The sequence below is a fragment of the Fibrivirga algicola genome (assembly GCF_011742925.1).
Lineage (GTDB): Bacteria > Bacteroidota > Bacteroidia > Cytophagales > Spirosomataceae > Fibrella > Fibrella algicola.
Genome location: NZ_WAEL01000004.1, coordinates 384,038 through 402,120, shown reverse-complemented (window position 1 = coordinate 402,120; position 18,083 = coordinate 384,038). Strand labels below are relative to the sequence as shown.

At 52.6% G+C, this 18,083-nt stretch carries 14 protein-coding genes; 2 read left to right on the top strand and 12 right to left on the bottom strand.

Annotated elements, in window-relative coordinates; genetic code table 11:
* The first annotated feature begins 106 nt into the window (after positions 1-106).
* Entirely contained in the window at positions 107-721 is a 615-nt protein-coding gene (locus F7231_RS13035; RefSeq protein ID WP_085413461.1) for a deoxynucleoside kinase, read from the top strand.
* Between the two features lie 79 nt (positions 722-800).
* Here F7231_RS13035 and F7231_RS13030 read toward each other — a convergent pair whose 3' ends face one another.
* From F7231_RS13030 to F7231_RS13005, 6 genes are all read right to left on the bottom strand, one after another.
* Positions 801-1,418: an AlbA family DNA-binding domain-containing protein gene (locus F7231_RS13030; protein WP_166692204.1), complete on the bottom strand. Its 618-nt coding sequence runs from the start codon at positions 1,416-1,418 to the stop codon at positions 801-803.
* Positions 1,419-1,457: 39 nt separating this feature from the next.
* Positions 1,458-2,381 (bottom strand): EamA family transporter, encoded by a 924-nt coding sequence (locus F7231_RS13025; protein WP_166692203.1) that lies wholly within the window; start codon positions 2,379-2,381, stop codon positions 1,458-1,460.
* A 76-nt stretch (positions 2,382-2,457) separates the two neighbouring features.
* Positions 2,458-4,788, bottom strand: a complete 2,331-nt coding sequence (locus tag F7231_RS13020; protein WP_166692202.1) for a T9SS type A sorting domain-containing protein — start codon at positions 4,786-4,788, stop codon at positions 2,458-2,460.
* Positions 4,789-4,949: 161 nt separating this feature from the next.
* Entirely contained in the window at positions 4,950-8,375 is a 3,426-nt protein-coding gene (locus F7231_RS13015; protein ID WP_166692201.1) for a DUF7133 domain-containing protein, read from the bottom strand.
* Positions 8,376-8,749: 374 nt separating this feature from the next.
* Positions 8,750-10,687, bottom strand: a complete 1,938-nt coding sequence (gene dnaK / locus F7231_RS13010) for a molecular chaperone DnaK (protein ID WP_085413466.1) — start codon at positions 10,685-10,687, stop codon at positions 8,750-8,752.
* A gap of 356 nt (positions 10,688-11,043) precedes the next feature.
* On the bottom strand, positions 11,044-11,595 hold the full coding sequence (locus F7231_RS13005; RefSeq protein WP_085413468.1) for a DUF937 domain-containing protein: 552 nt from the start codon (positions 11,593-11,595) through the stop codon (positions 11,044-11,046).
* A gap of 181 nt (positions 11,596-11,776) precedes the next feature.
* On the opposite strand from F7231_RS13005, the gene F7231_RS13000 reads away from it, so the two are divergent.
* The gene (locus F7231_RS13000) at positions 11,777-12,244 is read left to right on the top strand and encodes a nuclease A inhibitor family protein (RefSeq protein WP_166692200.1); all 468 of its coding nucleotides are present in this window, start codon (positions 11,777-11,779) and stop codon (positions 12,242-12,244) included.
* Positions 12,245-12,298: 54 nt separating this feature from the next.
* On the opposite strand, the gene rplT is transcribed toward F7231_RS13000, so the two are convergent.
* From rplT to F7231_RS12970, 6 genes are all read right to left on the bottom strand, one after another.
* The gene (gene rplT / locus F7231_RS12995; protein ID WP_085413470.1) at positions 12,299-12,640 is read right to left on the bottom strand and encodes a 50S ribosomal protein L20; all 342 of its coding nucleotides are present in this window, start codon (positions 12,638-12,640) and stop codon (positions 12,299-12,301) included.
* A gap of 112 nt (positions 12,641-12,752) precedes the next feature.
* A complete protein-coding gene (gene rpmI / locus F7231_RS12990; RefSeq protein ID WP_085413471.1) occupies positions 12,753-12,950 on the bottom strand; it encodes a 50S ribosomal protein L35 in 198 nt (65 codons plus the stop codon).
* A gap of 148 nt (positions 12,951-13,098) precedes the next feature.
* A complete protein-coding gene (infC, locus tag F7231_RS12985; protein ID WP_085413472.1) occupies positions 13,099-13,656 on the bottom strand; it encodes a translation initiation factor IF-3 in 558 nt (185 codons plus the stop codon).
* A 137-nt stretch (positions 13,657-13,793) separates the two neighbouring features.
* Entirely contained in the window at positions 13,794-15,752 is a 1,959-nt protein-coding gene (thrS, locus tag F7231_RS12980) for a threonine--tRNA ligase (protein WP_166692199.1), read from the bottom strand.
* Positions 15,753-15,845: 93 nt separating this feature from the next.
* Complete coding sequence (locus tag F7231_RS12975; protein ID WP_085413474.1) at positions 15,846-17,063, bottom strand: tetratricopeptide repeat protein; 1,218 nt, start codon at positions 17,061-17,063, stop codon at positions 15,846-15,848.
* A 126-nt stretch (positions 17,064-17,189) separates the two neighbouring features.
* The gene (locus F7231_RS12970) at positions 17,190-18,077 is read right to left on the bottom strand and encodes a class I SAM-dependent rRNA methyltransferase (protein WP_166692198.1); all 888 of its coding nucleotides are present in this window, start codon (positions 18,075-18,077) and stop codon (positions 17,190-17,192) included.
* Positions 18,078-18,083: the final 6 nt, after the last annotated feature.

The following is an 18,083-nucleotide window of genomic DNA, read 5'->3' as shown; positions in this document are numbered from 1 at the left end:
ATGTCGCTATTAATTCCCGATACGAAGCCATTGATTTAGGTTGCGAAAGCCGACGTAAAGCCAGAATTTTGATCCCTAACTTGTACCATCAATCGCCCCTGCATTCATGCACATTGCCATTACCGGAAATATTGGGGCCGGCAAAACCACGCTGGCCCAACTTTTAGCTGCTCATTACGGCTGGGACGTTCTATACGAAGCTGTTGAAGGGAACCCCTATCTGGCTGACTTTTACGGTGATATGGCTCGCTGGTCGTTTCATCTTCAGATCTACTTCTTAAATAGTCGTTTTGAGCAGGTTCAGAAAATCAGGGCGTCGGGGCGAAGCATCATTCAAGATCGAACCATCTATGAAGATGCCTACATATTTGCCAAGAACCTGTACGATACCGGAAAGATGATTCCCCGCGATTACGAAACTTACCGGAGTCTGTTCGATAACATGGTCGGTCTTGTGCGTCCTCCCGACCTGATGATTTATCTCCGCGCCGAACTGCCCAAGCTAACACGGCAGATCCAGAAGCGGGGGCGTGATTTTGAACAGTCGATCAGTCCCGATTACCTACAAAGTCTGAACGTGTTGTACGAAGAATTCGCCCACACGTATTCGGCTGGCGATATGGTCATTGTCGATGTGAATGATCTCGATTATGCCAACCGTCCTGATGATCTTCAGCATGTCATCTCTCTTATCGATAAGCAGTTGACCGTGAAAGTGTGATCGTAGTTTCAGGTTTTCTGTCTTGAGTGTCAAGTGCGCTGCCTGCTGATCGTCTGGCTGGTACCACTGCACTTGACACTTATTTTAACGAGTAACGGGCGGGGCGGGGTTTATCGACCATCAGCAATATACCCTGGGTGGTAAGTTCGCGCAGGAGCTTGGTGGCCCGATAGGCCGAAATGTTCACCAGCTTAGCCATACGGTCGGCGGTGATGCTGTCATTCTTACGCAGAAACTGAAGCAGATTTTTTACCATCGGCGTTTGCATCAGTTGCTTGTCTACAGCGTGAAAATCGAGCATCAGCCGGGTAGTGGGCACTGACTTGTCGCGCTGCCGAACGTAAATTGTCCGGTCGCCGCGTTCATTCAGGGCGGTGTGTGGCTTTTCATCACTTTCAGTAATAGTCAGCAACAACACTGTTTTGCCGTCTTGCCGCCGCACTTCATAGCTGACTGCAATGGGTGGTTCAATCAGGAAATCGGTGGCTCGTTCTATTTTCTGCATCTCCCGGTATTCGGAGTCGATACCAACTATTTTTCCATCATCGGCCACGCCAATCAGCAACGTACCCCCACTAGTGTTCGAGAACGCCGTGAGTGTTCGGGCAATTCGGTAGGGTGTCGATAGGGTACTTTTAAATTCGAGTTGTGTGCCTTCGCCCTGTGCAATCAGGTCAGCTAAAGAGGATGCAGCCATAGCTCTTAAACACGATCTGGCTGGCAGTGTTCCGCTGGCTTACCGTCTGCCCAGCGTCATCAGCGTAACGCCGACCAGGGCCACCGCCGCCCCAATCAGCGAACGGGCCGAGAACACTTCACCCGCAAAGGTAACGCCGAGTAAGACAGCAATAATGGGGTTCACGAAGGCGTAGGTAGCGAGTAAGGCTGGCGGCGCATGGCGGGCCAGCCAGGCATAGGCCGAGAAGCCAATGATACTGCCAAAAATGACCAGATACAGCATGGAGCCGAGGGCTTTTTGTGGCGCATCTACAATGCTCAGCAGATGCACTGGCTCGGTGGTCAGGCTAATGATCATCAGGAAGAAGCCGCCCATGAGCATCTGCATGCCGCTGGCCAGTGTCTGATTCGGTTGGTTGAGCCGTGGCGTCAGTAACGTACCTATGGCCCACGACAGGTTGCCAAGCGCCACCAGTGCAGTCCCGATCAGGTTGGCATCGGCACCGCCCGTGCCGACCATCCGATCGGGTTTTATCAGCAAATAAATGCCCGTAAAGCCAATAGCTACACCAATCAAAGATAGTTTCCTGGGACGTACCTGTCCGAACGAAACCCAGTTAAGCAGCAGCAGAAAGATAGGGAGCAGACCGCCAAGCAACGCGCCCACCCCCGACGGAATGTATTGTAGTGCCATCGTCAGTGCGCCGTTGGCAACGGTTAGCAGGAAAAAACCAATTAGCGAAGTTGACTTCCAATGGGCAATATTTGGCCGTTCGGTACCCGTAAAGCGAGCGTAAGCGTAGAGGATGCTACCGGCGACCAGATACCGCATCGATGCCATGTAGAGGGGGGGCATCTGCTCGGTCATGAAATGAATGAACAGGTACGTTGACCCCCATAATACGTAAACGGCTGCTAGTGATAGCCAGAGGCGCGTGCCGCTGGTTACGGTGGCTGGTGCCGAGTCAGAAGAAATAGCCATAGTACTTTACTAATGCACCTTTGTTCGTAATAGTGCCAGCGCCGGGCGGAATTGGCATTTTTTTAAGAACAGACCATCACGGCTGGCGCATAATCTTCTTGATGAATAAAGCTTCGCCGACTCGGATCTGAATAAAGAAGACGCCTGCCTGTTCGAGTTCTATCGGCAGTTTACCGGGGGTTGTTCCACCGCTAAACTGCCGCGTAAACACTTGACTGCCCCGACTGTCGAACACCTGAAGGGTAACCGATTCTGTTTCTTTCTGGAGGAAGTCAACCCATACCTGACTTGATGTAGGATTCGGATAAATTCGGATCCGGCGGTTATCGGGTTCAACAGCCGTCGGTAAAAGTCCGCTCAATTCACCGGCAGCGAGCACGGTACCTATCCCGCAGGTGTTTGACACGCTCGTTAGCCGGGTGATACCTACCGGAAGGGATGGAAACGTAATGATCGCCGGTTGAGTGGTTGCCGTGGCGGTAGTGCCATCTGAAAAAGTCAGTTGCCACGGCGCATCGCCCGTGAGGTTCACCGTAACCGAAGCGGGCTGGCCAATCAAAGCCGTAGTCGAGCCCGTTACTGATGCTGTTGGACCGCTACGTACACTAAAAGCAGGACCCGGTACACTTTCCGCGTAGGTTATCTCGCGGGGCACAACGCGCAGCCGATAGCCTGTGCCAGCACCAAGGTCGGCGGGCAGCCGTCCCGTCAGTGCCGATAACGTACCTGAGCCGATTACGCGTGGCGCTGTAAAGTTGCCTGCCGCATCCGATAGCTGAATGTCGTAAGTCCAACTGGCGGCGCGTGTGGTATTCTCGGGGGTGGCTGTCAGTGTGACTGTGTTGCCTGGGCAGTATGCCGGAGCCGCCAGCGCAGAAACGGTCAGTTTGGGGCGTGGCGCAACGGTCACGGTATACTCATCAGTGAGGCACCCCTTGCCATCAGTCACCCGGAACGTACCCGACTGGTTTACCGTCTTTATGGTGCGCCCCGTCTGCCCTGTCGACCAACTGTAGCCAGCCGCCGGACCATTACCGGCAACGGCGTTTCCTGGCCAGGACGCAGTCAGCGTCAGCGTGTCAGCATAGTTCAGCGTATATGATTGGCGTCGGTTTACATTCTTCACCATTGTGAACTGGTCAAGTGTGCCACTTGGGGCTACCCATTGCGCATCAAGTCGGTTTTCTGACGCATCGATCAGCATGGACCCGCCTTCGTCAGTATAGCTATACACCATAGCTTTGTGCGGATAGTTGGGTGATCGGCCCGTATTGGCGCCACCCGACCCGTTCACGATGTAAACCAGGCTTCCGTTTTTCTGAATAATCGGGCAGGAGTTAAGTGAACCATCGTAGCGTCCCGATGTAGTATCAACCGCATACAGCTTCTTGTCGAACGTCGTCGATAGGCCCCGGTGTCCCCGCATCTGGTAGGTACGTTCGTAGACATGGCTATGACCACTAATCACCAGATCGACGTTGTAGCGCTCAAAAATAGGCGTCAGGCGTTCGCGGTTCAGAATCAGATCCTGTTCGGTATCGGAGTTGCGTGACCCCTGCGTGTAAGGGGGATGGTGAAAGGCAATGATCGTCCAGGGGCGTTTGTTGGCGGCCAGGTCGCGCTTTAGCCATTGAATTTGCGTGCCGGTTGTATCCCAGATACGGTATTTGCCTTCCTCATTCCCATACGAGTCCATCGACACCAGATGAACCGGTCCGTAGTCAACGGAGTAATAGGAGGACGAACCTGAGGCAACTCCGCCTGCTTCAGCCTGCTTTGGCTGCGTAGTCAGGGCGTAGAAAGGCACGTTGAAATCATTGACATCGTCGTGGTAATCGTGATTACCGGGCAGTGCATAAAATGGCAGGTTGCGTAGGTACTCAGGTGCGTAATCGAAGACATGTTTCTGGTATTCGCTGTCGAAGCCGAACGTATAGGCATTGTCTCCGAGCCAAACCCACAAATCGGGTCGTTTACCCTGTGTGGCAGTTTTTATTGCATCGAAGGTTTGCCGCTGCCGATCCGAACTTGTACCAAAATCGCCCAGCATCCAAAGACGCACCGCGTCGGTAGACCCAAACGCAGGCGCCGTTTTGATGTAATAGGAGTCGTCGACCGGCGATAGATCGCCGGTCGACGTACCCACTACGTATGGATAGCGTGTGGCTGGCTGGAGGCCTACCAGTGTGATAACGTGCTCGGTAGTCGATTGAGGCTCTGTGATTTGCTGGGTAAGTCCTGCTCCGTAGCGTACCCGGCTGTCGGTGGGTTTATCGGTACGCCAGCGTACCACTACACTGGTTGGCGTAACCCGTTGCAGGTATGGGCCTCGAACGATCGTTTGTGCCAGGCAATAGTTAGCCGTCAGACAGAGACAAAGGAAAAAGAGACGTAGCGAGAACAGCATACACAGACAGTTGAAAACAGGCTATGTACAAAGGTAGGCGCAAACAAATAAGCCCGCCAACGAGAGTTAGCGGGCTTACCGAGTGTTGTGTGTTATGTGAGGCTGTCTATCAGCGAATTTATGGGTATAAATACACTTACAAACTCCGTGCCAGAATCTTTTTACCTACCACCTTTCAGGTTAGTAAGAAACTCAACAACGTCCCGGATTTCGCGTTTCGAGAGCAGATAGCCCATTGGCGGCATACTCGACGGCATATTTTCGCGCTTGGTAATCCGCGACACGGCTACTTTTAATGGTTCGGCTTCGGTCGTTTTCAGCACCAGTTCGCTGCCTGACTCCTGCATCAATACACCGCTGACGGTCTGCCCATCGGCCAGCGTCAACACCACTGAGCCGTATCCGGGCGACAACCGGGCGCTTGGCTCAATCAGCGCCTGCAACAGTTGATCGCGGGTGAGTACGTTGCCGATGTTCGTCAGCGAGGGACCTACTTCGCCACCCTGCCCGCCGATGGCGTGGCAACGCACGCATTGCCCGGTTGAGTTAGTCATAAAATAACGTCGTCCAGCCTGCCGGTCACCCCCAAACAGCGCATCCTGGTAATCGGCTACGGTCATGCCAGTAGAGCGGAATGGAGCCAGTTTTGCAATAAGGGCCGCCGATTTAGTTGAATCAACAGCTTCGTTCAACTCCAGCGCCAGGCTAGGCGGTAGCGATTTCGCCGCCATCCGATCGATCAGGCCAACGAGGATTGGCTCTGTATTTGCCAGCGGCATAGCCCCTAGTACCTGAATCAGTTGCTGTTGTTCCTTTTCAGTACCTTTCTCGAAAATCGTTTTCGACATCTCGGTCAGTGCCGCCGATGATAGGTTCTGGCCGCGCATCAACCCCAGCGCCACGGTGCGTACGTCTGCGTTCGAGTCGCTCATGCCCAGTTTCAACGCTGATTCCATGCCTGTGTACTTCAGCGTGTTCAAGGCCGTCAACATAGCTCCACGGACCTCGGCTGAACTGCTTTCCTGCTGGATGGCCGCCAGTTTGGTCGTTGCGCTTGTCAGCCCCAGATTACCTGCCATCTGTGCCGAAGCGATCAGAACGGCAGGTTCCGCGCTTTGCAGGAGGTCATTCAGGACTGGTTGCACGGCTTTCTGTACCGATGCCAGATCATGCTGCAGCGCTCCCCGATAGCGTCCGTCTACCCGGTCGAGTATCGACGGGTTTGCCCACGTACCTAGCGTCGCCAGGGCCTCTGCCCGTAGTGCCTTATCAACGTCGGTGCGCTTGGCGAAGGCCAGAAGCTGGCTGATCTGCTCAGGCCCACCCACCCGCAGGCAGGCGTTGATGGCGCGGCGCAGCAGCGGCTCCGACGTGAATCGGCTGTCGGCCAATGTACTTGCCAGTGCCGGTAATGCCGCCGGAATCGACTCATCGTCGTTGATGGCGCGGGCTGCTTCCGTCACGATGTATTCGTCGCTATCTTTCAGGAAGAGCGCTATCTTATCATTCTTCATACGACGCAGCACCAGCACAGAAGCAAGCCGTAAGGACTTGTCGGGGCTTTTCGCCAGCGCTGCAATGGGCTCTACCTGTCCAATACGCGACAGCGCAAGTACCGCCGCATGGCGCAGGTAAACGTCTTCGTCGTTGTTGGCCTTGATCATCGCCAGCAACGGCTCAACCGCAGCCTGGTGCTTCAGTCGACCCAAAGCCTGAGCACTGAAGAACTTGATGCGTGGCTGTTTGCTGGCCAGCAGTGGAACGAGCGTTGGCGCGGCTTCCGAAAGCATCTCGTCGCCAATTACTTTGGCCGCCTGTGCTACGATCTCAGGGTCATTGTCGGTCAGTAGACCCACCAGCGGTTTACCATAAGTTTTATCTTGACGGGCAAGCTGTCCTAAGCCCCAAATGCCGTGAATCCGGGCCAATTGACTGGTTGTCTGAGCGATGGCTTTGTTCAGCGATGCGGCACCGCTGGCTCCGCGAGCGGCTAGTTCGAACTGGGCTTTCAACCGAATGCGCATGTCCGGATTGCTCAACAAGCCATATAGCATGTCGACTGGTTGTGTCGAGTACGTCAACTGCATCAGCCGTTTTGTGTCAGCGCGCAATGCACTCAAATCATTTTTATCCGAGGTGACGTCCAGTTTCCAGACACGGCCATAGTTTTTTGTGTCCCAGCCGTTAATCCAGTCGGCTACGTACAGGGCGCCATCGGGGCCGAACCGGATGCCCGTTGGCAACAGACCAGCTAGAATGTTCTGTTCGCCATCCAGCACGAATGATGCGCCTTTCGGCTTCAGACCAAACGACCAGATTGGCGAACGGGCTGGGTTACCTACAAATTCAACCAGGAAAAACTTATTCTTCCAGGCAGAACCCAGAGCGGTGCCGGGGTTATAAACCATGCCGGTCGGGCCATTGTGGAAGTTCATGATGGGGGGAATAATATAAGCCGCCTGACCTTCCCAGCGGGGTTTGAACAGCTTCTCGTCCATCCATACCTTATACAGGTTGTTTTTCGGATCGGTGTATTTACCATACTGCCAATTTGACCGCCAGCCGGCGTCTGAACCCTCTACCACGTGCACTAACCGCTCGCTTTCGCCGGGGTGGTCGCCATCGTTGTCTGAGCTGATCAGGTTGCCGTACTCATCAAATACAAATTCGTGCGTATTGCGAAGACCACCGGCAAAGATCTCGAAGTTGGTGCCGTCTGGGTTCGACCGCGCAATGATGCCTTCGTTCGACCGCTTGTGATTGACACCTTCCGCCGTGGTGATGTTGGCACCGATGTCGCCGATGTTCCAGTAAATTTTTCCGTCCGGCCCTTCAATCGGGTTCGACATACCGTGGCCGCTGAAACCGACATGAACACCGTAGCCGTGGCTAATCGACGTCTTCTGGTCCAGTACGCCGTCACCATTAGTGTCCTTCAACCGCCACATATCGGGGGCAATGGCAATGAACGTGTCCTGCGCCCGTACCAGTATGCCACCTGCCACGTCGGTTATTTCGTCGAAGAAGTCGCTCAAAATGCGCATCGATACGTCGGCCAGGCCGTCGCCGTTCGTGTCTTCCAGTCGCCACACCTCGTCTTTTTCAACGGCCAGGTCGCGCCAGTCGTGGCTACCGTCTTCGTTGAGGTCTTTCAGCCACTCGTTCTGCTTGCTTTTGGCCGGGTCGAACGTCTTGCGTAAAAAAGCCCGTCGATCTTCCACCGTCTGCAAACCAATCGACTCAGTCATCCAGTCGCGGTGGCCGCGAATATCGAATTCAGAGTTTTTCTGGCGGTTCGTCCGTGTCAGATACACCCGTCCTTTATCGTCAATTGACATGGCAACCGGGTCGGGTGCCAGCGAGTCAGAGGCCCATAACGATACCTGAAGGCCATCGGCTACTTTCAGGGGCGTGTTGCCGCGAACTGTTTTCGCGTTGGCAAGTCCCTGCGCAGGGTCTTCCCGGATCACCAGGGCCGTTGACTTCGACGTCTTGGAAGCACCTCCGCCGGGTGCCATTTTTATGCAGGAGACAACGGCAATGGCCAGGAAAGCCAGCCAGAGTAGGGGTGTTTTGAGTGATTTCATTCGAAGAATGAGCAGCGATGTGTCTAAATAAGTTACTGTTTGAGCTAATACCAGCGCCCAGATGGCAACGTACCCAGTAAAGCGAAAACCACGCGATCCTTACCGTCTGCCCACGATCAATAACGAATATACCTTGCCATGTCTACTTAGGGTCGGCAACTACATTAATAGAAAACATAACCGTGAGTAAGTCTCAGGTGTTTGTCGGCTTCTACGGTGCAGGATACTACGGTTCAGTTCTGCTTATACGCGAATTCGACTTCTGCATTTGAAAAACGCTACATGCATAACCAGAATCGTGTATGTCAGCGATTTTTAGTACAAAAAAGCCCTGCCGAGTTTCCTCAGCAGGGCTACATATGGAGTACTTGAAATTACTTCACTTCTTCGTAGGGAACGTCTGACACGTCACCGTCGGTAGGCTGGTTCTGTGCGCCGTTTGGCTGACCACCGCCGGGTTGTCCGCCGAAGCCATCCATCGGGTTGGCACCGCCATCCTGACCTTGTGTGGCCGCGTAGATTTCCTGCGAAGCAGCGTTCCAGGCAGCGGTAATCGCTTCCATCGCCGTATCGATCGCAGCAACGTCACGCGAACCGTGGGCGGAGCGTAATTGCGTCAGGGCGCTTTCGATAGCTTCTTTATTACCAGCCGACAGTTTGTCGCCGTAGTCTTTCAGTTGCTTCTCGGTTTGGAAAATCATCGAGTCGGCGCTGTTCACCTTCTCAATTTTTTCGCGCTCTGCCTTATCCGATGCTTCGTTGGCTTTCGCTTCTTCACGCATCCGGGTAATCTCAGCGTCAGTGAGGCCACTGCTGGCTTCAATCCGAATTTTCTGCTCTTTACCAGTGCCTTTGTCGCGGGCCGTTACGTTCAGGATACCGTTGGCATCTACGTCGAAGGTCACTTCAATCTGCGGTACGCCACGTGGTGCTGGTGGAATGTCTGACAGGATAAACCGACCTAACTGACGGTTCTGAGCCGCCATCGGACGTTCGCCCTGCAACACATTGATTTCTACGCTTGGCTGGTTGTCAGATGCCGTTGAGAACGTTTCCGTTTTCTTGGTCGGAATCGTCGTGTTGGCTTCTACCATTTTGGTGAACACACCGTTCATGGTTTCGATACCCAGCGACAGCGGAATAACGTCGAGTAGCAGTACGTCTTTCACCTCACCCGTCAATACACCACCCTGAATAGCAGCACCAATGGCTACGGCTTCATCTGGGTTAACGGCTTTCGATGGCTTCCTGCCAAACAACTTCTCTACCTCTTCCTGTACTTTCGGAATCCGCGTTGAACCACCTACCAGAATCACCTCGTCGATCTGGCTGGCGTTCAAACCTGAGTTTTTCAAGGCACGACGGCAAGGCTCCAGGCTCCGCTGAATCAGCGAGTCGGCCAGTTGCTCAAACTTCGCCCGGCTCAGGGTGCGTACCAAGTGCTTAGGAATACCGTTTACCGGCATGATGTAGGGCAGATTGATCTCCGTCGACGATGAACTCGATAGCTCAATCTTCGCTTTCTCTGCGGCTTCCTTCAGGCGTTGGAGCGCCATTGGGTCTTTCCGCAGATCGATGTTTTCGTCGTTGATGAACTCCTGCGCCAACCAGCTAATGATCACCTGGTCGAAGTCGTCACCACCAAGGTGCGTATCACCGTCGGTCGATTTTACTTCGAAGATGCCATCGCCCAGTTCCAGGATCGAGATATCGAACGTACCACCGCCAAGGTCAAACACGGCGATTTTCATGTCCTTGCTGGTCTTATCCAGACCGTAGGCAAGGGCAGCTGCTGTTGGCTCGTTAATGATCCGCTTTACATCAAGACCGGCAATCTGACCAGCTTCTTTAGTGGCCTGACGCTCGGCATCGTTGAAGTAAGCTGGAACGGTGATAACGGCCTCCGTTACAGTTTGTCCCAGATAATCTTCAGCGGTCTGCTTCATCTTTTGAAGAATCAGCGCTGAAAGTTCCTGAGGTGTATATTGACGATCGCCAATACGTACCCGAGGGGTGTCATTTGGGCCACGCTCAACGGTGTACGGCATTTGGCTGGTTTCATTGGCCACGTCGTTGAAACGTTTGCCCATGAACCGCTTGATCGATGAAATAGTGTTTTGCGGGTTGGTAATGGCCTGGCGTTTGGCAGGGTCGCCAATTTTGCGCTCGCCATTGCCGTTATCCATAAACGCCACTACCGACGGGGTGGTACGACGGCCTTCGCTGTTTGGAATAACAACGGGCTCGTTCCCCTCCATCACGGCAACGCACGAGTTGGTGGTGCCTAAGTCAATACCTATGATCTTTCCCATATGTGATAAATTGAACTACTGGGCCAAAGCCCAACAGTCGGATGATGATTTAGCGATGTACTGTGGTTAATGATCGGCCAGTTACACTGTGAGCAACCGGTTATCCCTCTTATATCAAGCAAAATGCCAGTCGACTTTTTTGTTCTAATTTGTGACAGATTGGCAGAGAAAAACCACGCAGCGGGCCGCTTTGACAGAAAACGGATCGACTCATTGAACGACATGGCAGAGTGCGCCGGGTTAGCGAGCAAAAGCGTAGCCAGCTATCAATAAAAAAAGCTCACGATCGAAACCGTGAGCTTTTTGTCGGCTTCTACCAGACTGAACTGGTTCGAAGCCTATAGAATGGGGCGTGTTTATTTTCCGCCGAAAAGACCACCGAGCATACCGCCTAGTCCCCCAGTAGTACCGCCGCCTAATTGGCCACCAGCCACACGCATTAGGTCGTTCATATCAAGCTTACCATCGGCCATCGCTGAACCAGCCATGCCCATCCAATCCATGCCCTGTTTGCCTGTAGCAGCACCCATAATGCTGTTACCATCAATACTGGGGTCATTTGGATCAGCGGCCTTATTCATCATCTTACTGAGTACAATTGGGACCAACGTGCTGGCGATAGACATGGCTACCTGTGGTGAAATGCCAAGCTTCTGCATCAAGCTCTGCTCAACATTCTGCTGAACCCCCTGCGTTACCGGATTATCCTGTACATTACCGCCACCATTAACAACCATTCCAAGCAGATTACCGAGGCCTCCGCCCTGCGCTTGCTGGCTCAGACCACCCATCATACTTTGCACTACGGTTTCCATAGCCGTGTTGTTATGCTCATTTGGAATAGCCGGATTATTGATAATTGAGCTGCCCGCATTTTGCTGGACAAGGTTCATTAGGGTCTCGAACATAATCTTGGTTTGGAAAATTGAGATTGATTTGGATTTGGTTAAGCAGCTAAAAGTAATAGGTTGAGGATAATTGCTTAGTGAGCAAAACAAAATAACGGCTTGGTTACCCTGTCGACACTGATTACTGCTAACCAATGGTTATTGCACTATTACTTTACACGTACCTGATTAAAACACTGCTATGACGACCGAACAGCCAGATAGTAACGTACCTGAAACAAACTCACCCCCACAATCTGGGACAGAAGCCAGTGCTTTTGTCCAACAGGTAACCCCACTGCTCGCCGATTTGTTATACCCCAGCGAATCAGACGAGCCACTTGAGCCCGTAGAAACGTACCTGCGCATGGCTGAGCCATTAACGGTTAGCCACATGAAAGATTGGCTCATGCTGCCACCGTCTAATTATGTAGAGGAAATCACCGAAGCCAAGTTTTGGGAACCGGTAGTGACGATGGAAGAGTGGTTTGACGACGAAGAAAAAGCTAAAACGGCCCAATTTCAGAAGCTGAAAGAAACGCTGGAAGCTACCCTTACTGACCGCCAGGTGTTTCGCGTCGGCAAAACCGAAATTGACGTGTATCTATTGGGCAAACTAAAAGAAGGCGAGCCACGCGTTGGGGTAAAAACGCGGGTTATTGAAACATAGGGCAAACAAAAACCCCGACTGAGTCAGTCGGGGTTTTGCATGGGTAAGCTCTGTTTATTTAAGCTGGTCGACAACCGCTTTGAAGGCCTCTGGATGGTTCATGGCCAAATCGGCCAGAACCTTCCGGTTCAATTCGATACCTGATTTATTCAGGGCGCCCATGAATGCCGAGTACGACATACCATGTTGACGGGCACCCGCGTTGATCCGTTGAATCCAGAGACCGCGGAAGTCGCGTTTCTTGGCTTTCCGGTCACGGTAGGCATATACTAACGCTTTTTCTACCGCATTTTTGGCAACGGTCCAAACGTTTTTACGACGACCAAAGAACCCTTTGGCCAGTTTTAAAATTTTCTTGCGACGTGCCCGTGAGGCTACGTGATTGACTGAACGCATGTTACTTGCTTTTTTTGACGCGGGCGGGGTTCCAATTGAGGACTACTGATGCTCGACTGGTTGCCACTTAGTTGCCCTGAGTCGGGTGAAATAGATAACCGAAAAAAATAGACTAGCTCAAACGCAACAGCGCTTTGATCCGGGTCATGTTCGTCGGGTGTACCGTCGACGAATGAGCCAGATTCCGCTTCTGCTTCGTTGTTTTCTTAGTCAGAATGTGTGAGTGGAAGGCGTGCTTCCGCTTGAGTTTTCCGGTGCCGGTCAGCTTGAAACGCTTTTTGGCAGCCGAGTTTGTTTTTTGCTTTGGCATAATTGAAATGGGCCGGAACGCCGGTCGCGTTAAATAAACAGGCCGCAAAGGTACAAAAAAAGTTTGAGGTTTGTTGTTTGACGTTTATGGTTGCTTCGCTGACTTAGCATTGCAACTACAAACGTCAAATAACAAACCTCAAACTTTTTTATTTCTTCACCTGCACCACTTTCGGGGCAAGGAACATAATCATACGTTTGCCTTCGAGTTTGGGCTCCTGCTCAATTTTGCCTACTTCTTCCAGGCCTTTCGAGAAGCGCTCGAGGATCTGAAGACCCCGGTCTTTAAAAACAATCGAACGGCCAACGAAGTGTACGTACGCTTTCACCTTGGCACCTTCTTTCAGGAACGTCAGGGCGTGCTTCAGCTTAAATTCGAAGTCGTGATCATCCGTGTTCGGACCGAAACGGATTTCTTTGATCACCACTTTCTGGGCGTTCGACTTAATTTCTTTCTGCTTCTTCTTCTGCTCGTATTTGAATTTCGAGTAGTCGATGACGCGGCAAACCGGAGGGGTCGCGTTTGGTGAAATCTCCACCAGATCTAAGCTCTGGGCTTTAGCGATCGCTAAAGCCTGCTGGATACCAAAAATGCCTTGCTCGACGTTTTCGCCGACAACACGCACCTCGCGAGCTTGGATGCGTTCATTAATTCGGTAGGGTTCTTCCACCACGCGACGGGGTGGTCTCCGTTGGGGTAATGCCATATGGTTTGGTTAATGTGACTACTTGTTGGTTTGGTAAACGAATTGAAATGGGTAAAGTTTCAGCTTTTAGGTTTCGGGTTTGCCGGTTGACGTCGTTTCGTCAGATCATGAGTAACACAACAACAGCAAACCCGAAACTATATTTTTACTTGTTGCTGGAACAACGCCGTAAATTCGGCAACAGTCATGCTGCCCAGATCACCTTCGCCTTTACGACGAACCGATACCCGGCCTTCTGCCTGTTCTTTGTCGCCGACAATAAGCATGTACGGCACTTTTGCTACTTCAGCGTCGCGGATTTTACGGCCGATTTTTTCGTCACGCACATCCACAAACCCTCTGATGTCATTTTCCTGCAACGTCAAAAACAGCTCATTGGCATAGTCTTCGTATTTCTCTGAAATGGGCAACACGGCAATCTGATCGGGCGACAACCAGAGGGGGAAGTTACCGGCTGTGTTTTCAATCAGGATGGCAATGAAGCGTTCCATCGAACCGAAGGGGGCCCGGTGGATCATCACAGGCCGATGCTTTTGGTTATCGGCGCCGGTGTATTCGAGTTCGAAACGCTCGGGGAGGTTGTAATCGACCTGAATGGTGCCTAACTGCCATTTGCGGCCCAAGGCATCGCGTACCATGAAATCCAGCTTGGGACCGTAGAAAGCAGCTTCACCCTTCTCCATAACGGTGGGCAGCCCTTTCTCGTTCGCCGCATCGATGATGGCCGATTCGGCCTTCTCCCAGTTATCATCTGAACCAATGTACTTGGTGCCATTATCGGGGTCACGAAGCGATACCTGCGCACTGTAATCGTTGAAGCCCAAGGCTTTAAAGACGTACAATACCAGATCAATTACTTTCATGAACTCCTCACGTACCTGATCGGGACGGCAGAAAATGTGGGCATCGTCCTGCGTAAACCCACGTACCCGGGTCAGGCCATGCAGCTCGCCTGACTGCTCGTAGCGGTACACCGTTCCGAACTCGGCCAGCCGCAGTGGCAGGTCGCGGTACGAGCGGGGTTTTGTCTTGTAAATCTCGCAGTGGTGTGGGCAGTTCATTGGCTTCAGCAAAAACTCCTCGCCAGCATCGGGGGTCAGAATGGGCTTAAACGAATCTTCGCCGTACTTCTCCCAGTGTCCCGATGTTACGTACAATTGCTTGCTGCCAATATGGGGCGTTACTACCGGCGAATAGCCAGCACGTACCTGGGCTTTGCGCAGGAAGTTTTCGAGCCGTTCGCGGATGATGGCACCTTTAGGGAGCCACAGCGGCAAACCCTGACCCACTTTTTCTGAGAAGGCGAACAGTTCAAGTTCCTTACCGAGTTTGCGGTGGTCGCGTTTTTTGGCTTCTTCCAGTAAGGTCAGGTATTCTTCCAGTTCCTTCTGTTTCGGAAACGTGATCGCGTATATACGCGTCAGCATTTTGTTCTTCTCGTCGCCGCGCCAGTAGGCACCGGCCACGTTCATCACTTTTGCTGCTTTGATAAAGCCCGTGTTCGGAATGTGTGGTCCACGGCACAGGTCGGTAAAGTTACCCTGCGTATAGAAGGTGATGCTACCATCTTCGAGGCCCTGCAACAGGTCGATCTTATACGGATCACCCTTCTCTTCGAAATAAGCAATGGCGTCAGCTTTGCTTACCGCCTTGCGTTGGTACGTGTTTTTCTGCCGAGCCAGTTCCAGCATTTTGTCTTCAACTTTTTTGAAGTCATCCTGCGAGAAATGCTTGCCTTCAAAATCGACGTCATAGTAAAAGCCGTTTTCGATGGGTGGACCAATAGCGAATTTAGTGCCGGGGTAGAGAGCTTCCAGCGCCTCGGCCAGTAAGTGGGCCGATGAGTGCCAGAACGTCGATTTGCCTTCCAGATCATTCCAGGTTAGCAGTTGTACCGACACGGGGTTGCCATCGGCTGGCGTCTCAATGGGCAGGGTGGCGTCCTGCACTTTTCCGTTCACTTTAGCGGCCAGTACATTGCGGGCCAGTCCCTCGCTGATACCAAGGGCTACGTCGAGCCCCGATGAACCTGCCGGGTACTCACGGACACTGCCATCGGGCAGTGCTACCTGTAATTGTATATCCTGAGTTGTCATATTCTTATCTGGTTTGAGGTTTGGCGTTGCGCTGCTAAGTCGCTAATAGAGTGGCCAGCAACGCAACGCAAAAACAACAAACTTCAAACCATGTTAATCAATCTGTTTTACTTTAAAAGTCGAATCGTTGGTCGAATGAATCCGGGTTCGGGGCTGTATCGGGGCGATACGGATCCGACTTGTATCGAGGGTACGTCCACCGGGTGTTCGGGTCGACGGGGCTTGCAATAACCCGGTTTCAGGTGATTGTTGATTCAGAAAATAGTCATTGTATGATGAGGTGGCTTGTGCCTGTCGCCGTTGTACCCGCCAGACACCTATCTGGGCTGCCTGATCGGCTGGGTCTTTTTGCAGCGCACTGGTATACTGAGCCAACGCCCGATCCCATTGGTAGGTCATTTCGGCACCGTGCCCCACGTAAAAGTCAATACGTGGAAAGGTAGGCTTCCGTTTCTGAACCTGTTCAAAGTTTAGTAGCGCCAACCCATAGTTACGGAATCGGTCAAAAATCAGACCAGCCTGGAAATAAGCCTGTACATAGTCGGGCTGTAATTTTACCGTTTGCTGGTACGCAATCAGCGCACTATCGGCCCGGCCTGCATATTGGTAAATCATACCGCGCTGAAAGAGCAACTCGGCATTGATTGGAAAATACTGCATGGCTTTCTGGTTATATACCAGCGCCGTATTCAAGTCGCCCAACGACCGGTAAACAGCCGTCAATTGATTGTAAGTGGGCAGGAAGCGTGGCTTGAGTTGCAATGCCTGCTGATATTGAGCCAAAGCCCGCGTCGTGTCGCCTTGTTTGGCAGCCATCAGTCCACTATAAAAATGAGCTTCTCCATCATAGGGAGCCATCTGCAACGCCTTCGCCACGTAGAGTTGAGCTTTGGGGTACTGCGCCTGTTGCTGAAGCACATCGCCAATGAGCGTAAACAGTTCGGGGGAACTCACGCCCAGAATTTCGGCCCGTTGGGCATCGTCAAATGCCTGATCAGGTTTCTTCAGCGCGCGCATAACCTGAGCGCGGACAAGAAAGAAAAAGCCGGTGCTGTTGTTCCGTGATATGGCCTCGTCGATATCGTCGAGTGCTTCGGTCGTACGCCCTACAGACAGGAGTACTACCGCACGTTTGGCGTAGGCCGTGGCCGATGACGACTGGTTAATGGCGCGGGTAAGCGCCCGGAGCGTATTGGCTGTCTGGGCGCTGTCGGAAGCCTGGGGGAGAGGTGGGATGCGCGAAAGCCGCCGGTCGCCGCTACTGCACGACGCCAGTATGGCTACCACCAACAAAATCAATATGTACCGCAAAACGTCCCCAAGGCAATATAATGTTAGTTGTGAAATAAGTTTGATGTGTGTGGTTTGACGTTACGCTGCTGATTTACTATTCGGTGACTAGCAGCGCAACGTCAAACCACACACATCAAACTTATCTTACAAAGCTACGGAAGAAAAACGAGAGAAAACGCCCAGTGGAAGTCGTTTCTGGTGGGAATCGGTCAGGAAAAGCTCGCCTGACTGTCCGTTAGGTACGTTACCGAAGCATTGGGTCATCAGATTGTCAAGAATGAGCGCTGAGAAACCAAGCGAGTACAGGTTAATGATGAAGAAGAAATCCTGCCGGTCGAGCAGCGCAGCACAGCTCTTCAAGAGGTCATTCAGTTGTTCTTCCAACAGCCATTTTTCGCCATCGGGGCCACGGCCGTAGGCGGGCGGGTCGAGAATGATGCCATGATAGGTGTTACCCCGGCGCTCTTCCCGCCTGACAAACTTAACGGCATCTTCAACCACCCACCGAATGTTGTCGAGTTTGCTCATCTCCATACTCTCCCGCGACCAGGAGATGACCTGCTTCACCGAGTCGACATGTGTTACCTCGGCCCCGGCCTGGCGTGCAGCCAGCGAGGCGCCTCCCGTGTAGGCAAACAGATTGAGCATGCGGGGTTTTTCTACCGGCAACGCTTTTACCGCATCGTGAATGTAGGTCCAGTTGGCAGCCTGTTCGGGAAACAGCCCGACGTGCTTGAACGAAGTAAGGGCCAGTTTCAACGTCAGGTTGAGGCCCTGCTGGTTGAACCGAACGGTCCAGGGTTCCTGAATGGGCTTGAGCCGGAGCCAGTCGCCCCGCTCGGGTGATTGTTTGTCGCGCTTAAATGTAGCGTGGGCAAGCCGTTCCCATTCGCTTTCTGAAAGCGAGCAGTCCCAGATTGCCTGTGGTTCAGGTCGGGCCAGTACGTAGGCGCCAAACCGCTCTAATTTCATGAAATCGCCCGAATCGATCAGTTCGTAATCAGGCCAAGGATACGGAGTGAGGAGGGTCATATAAAC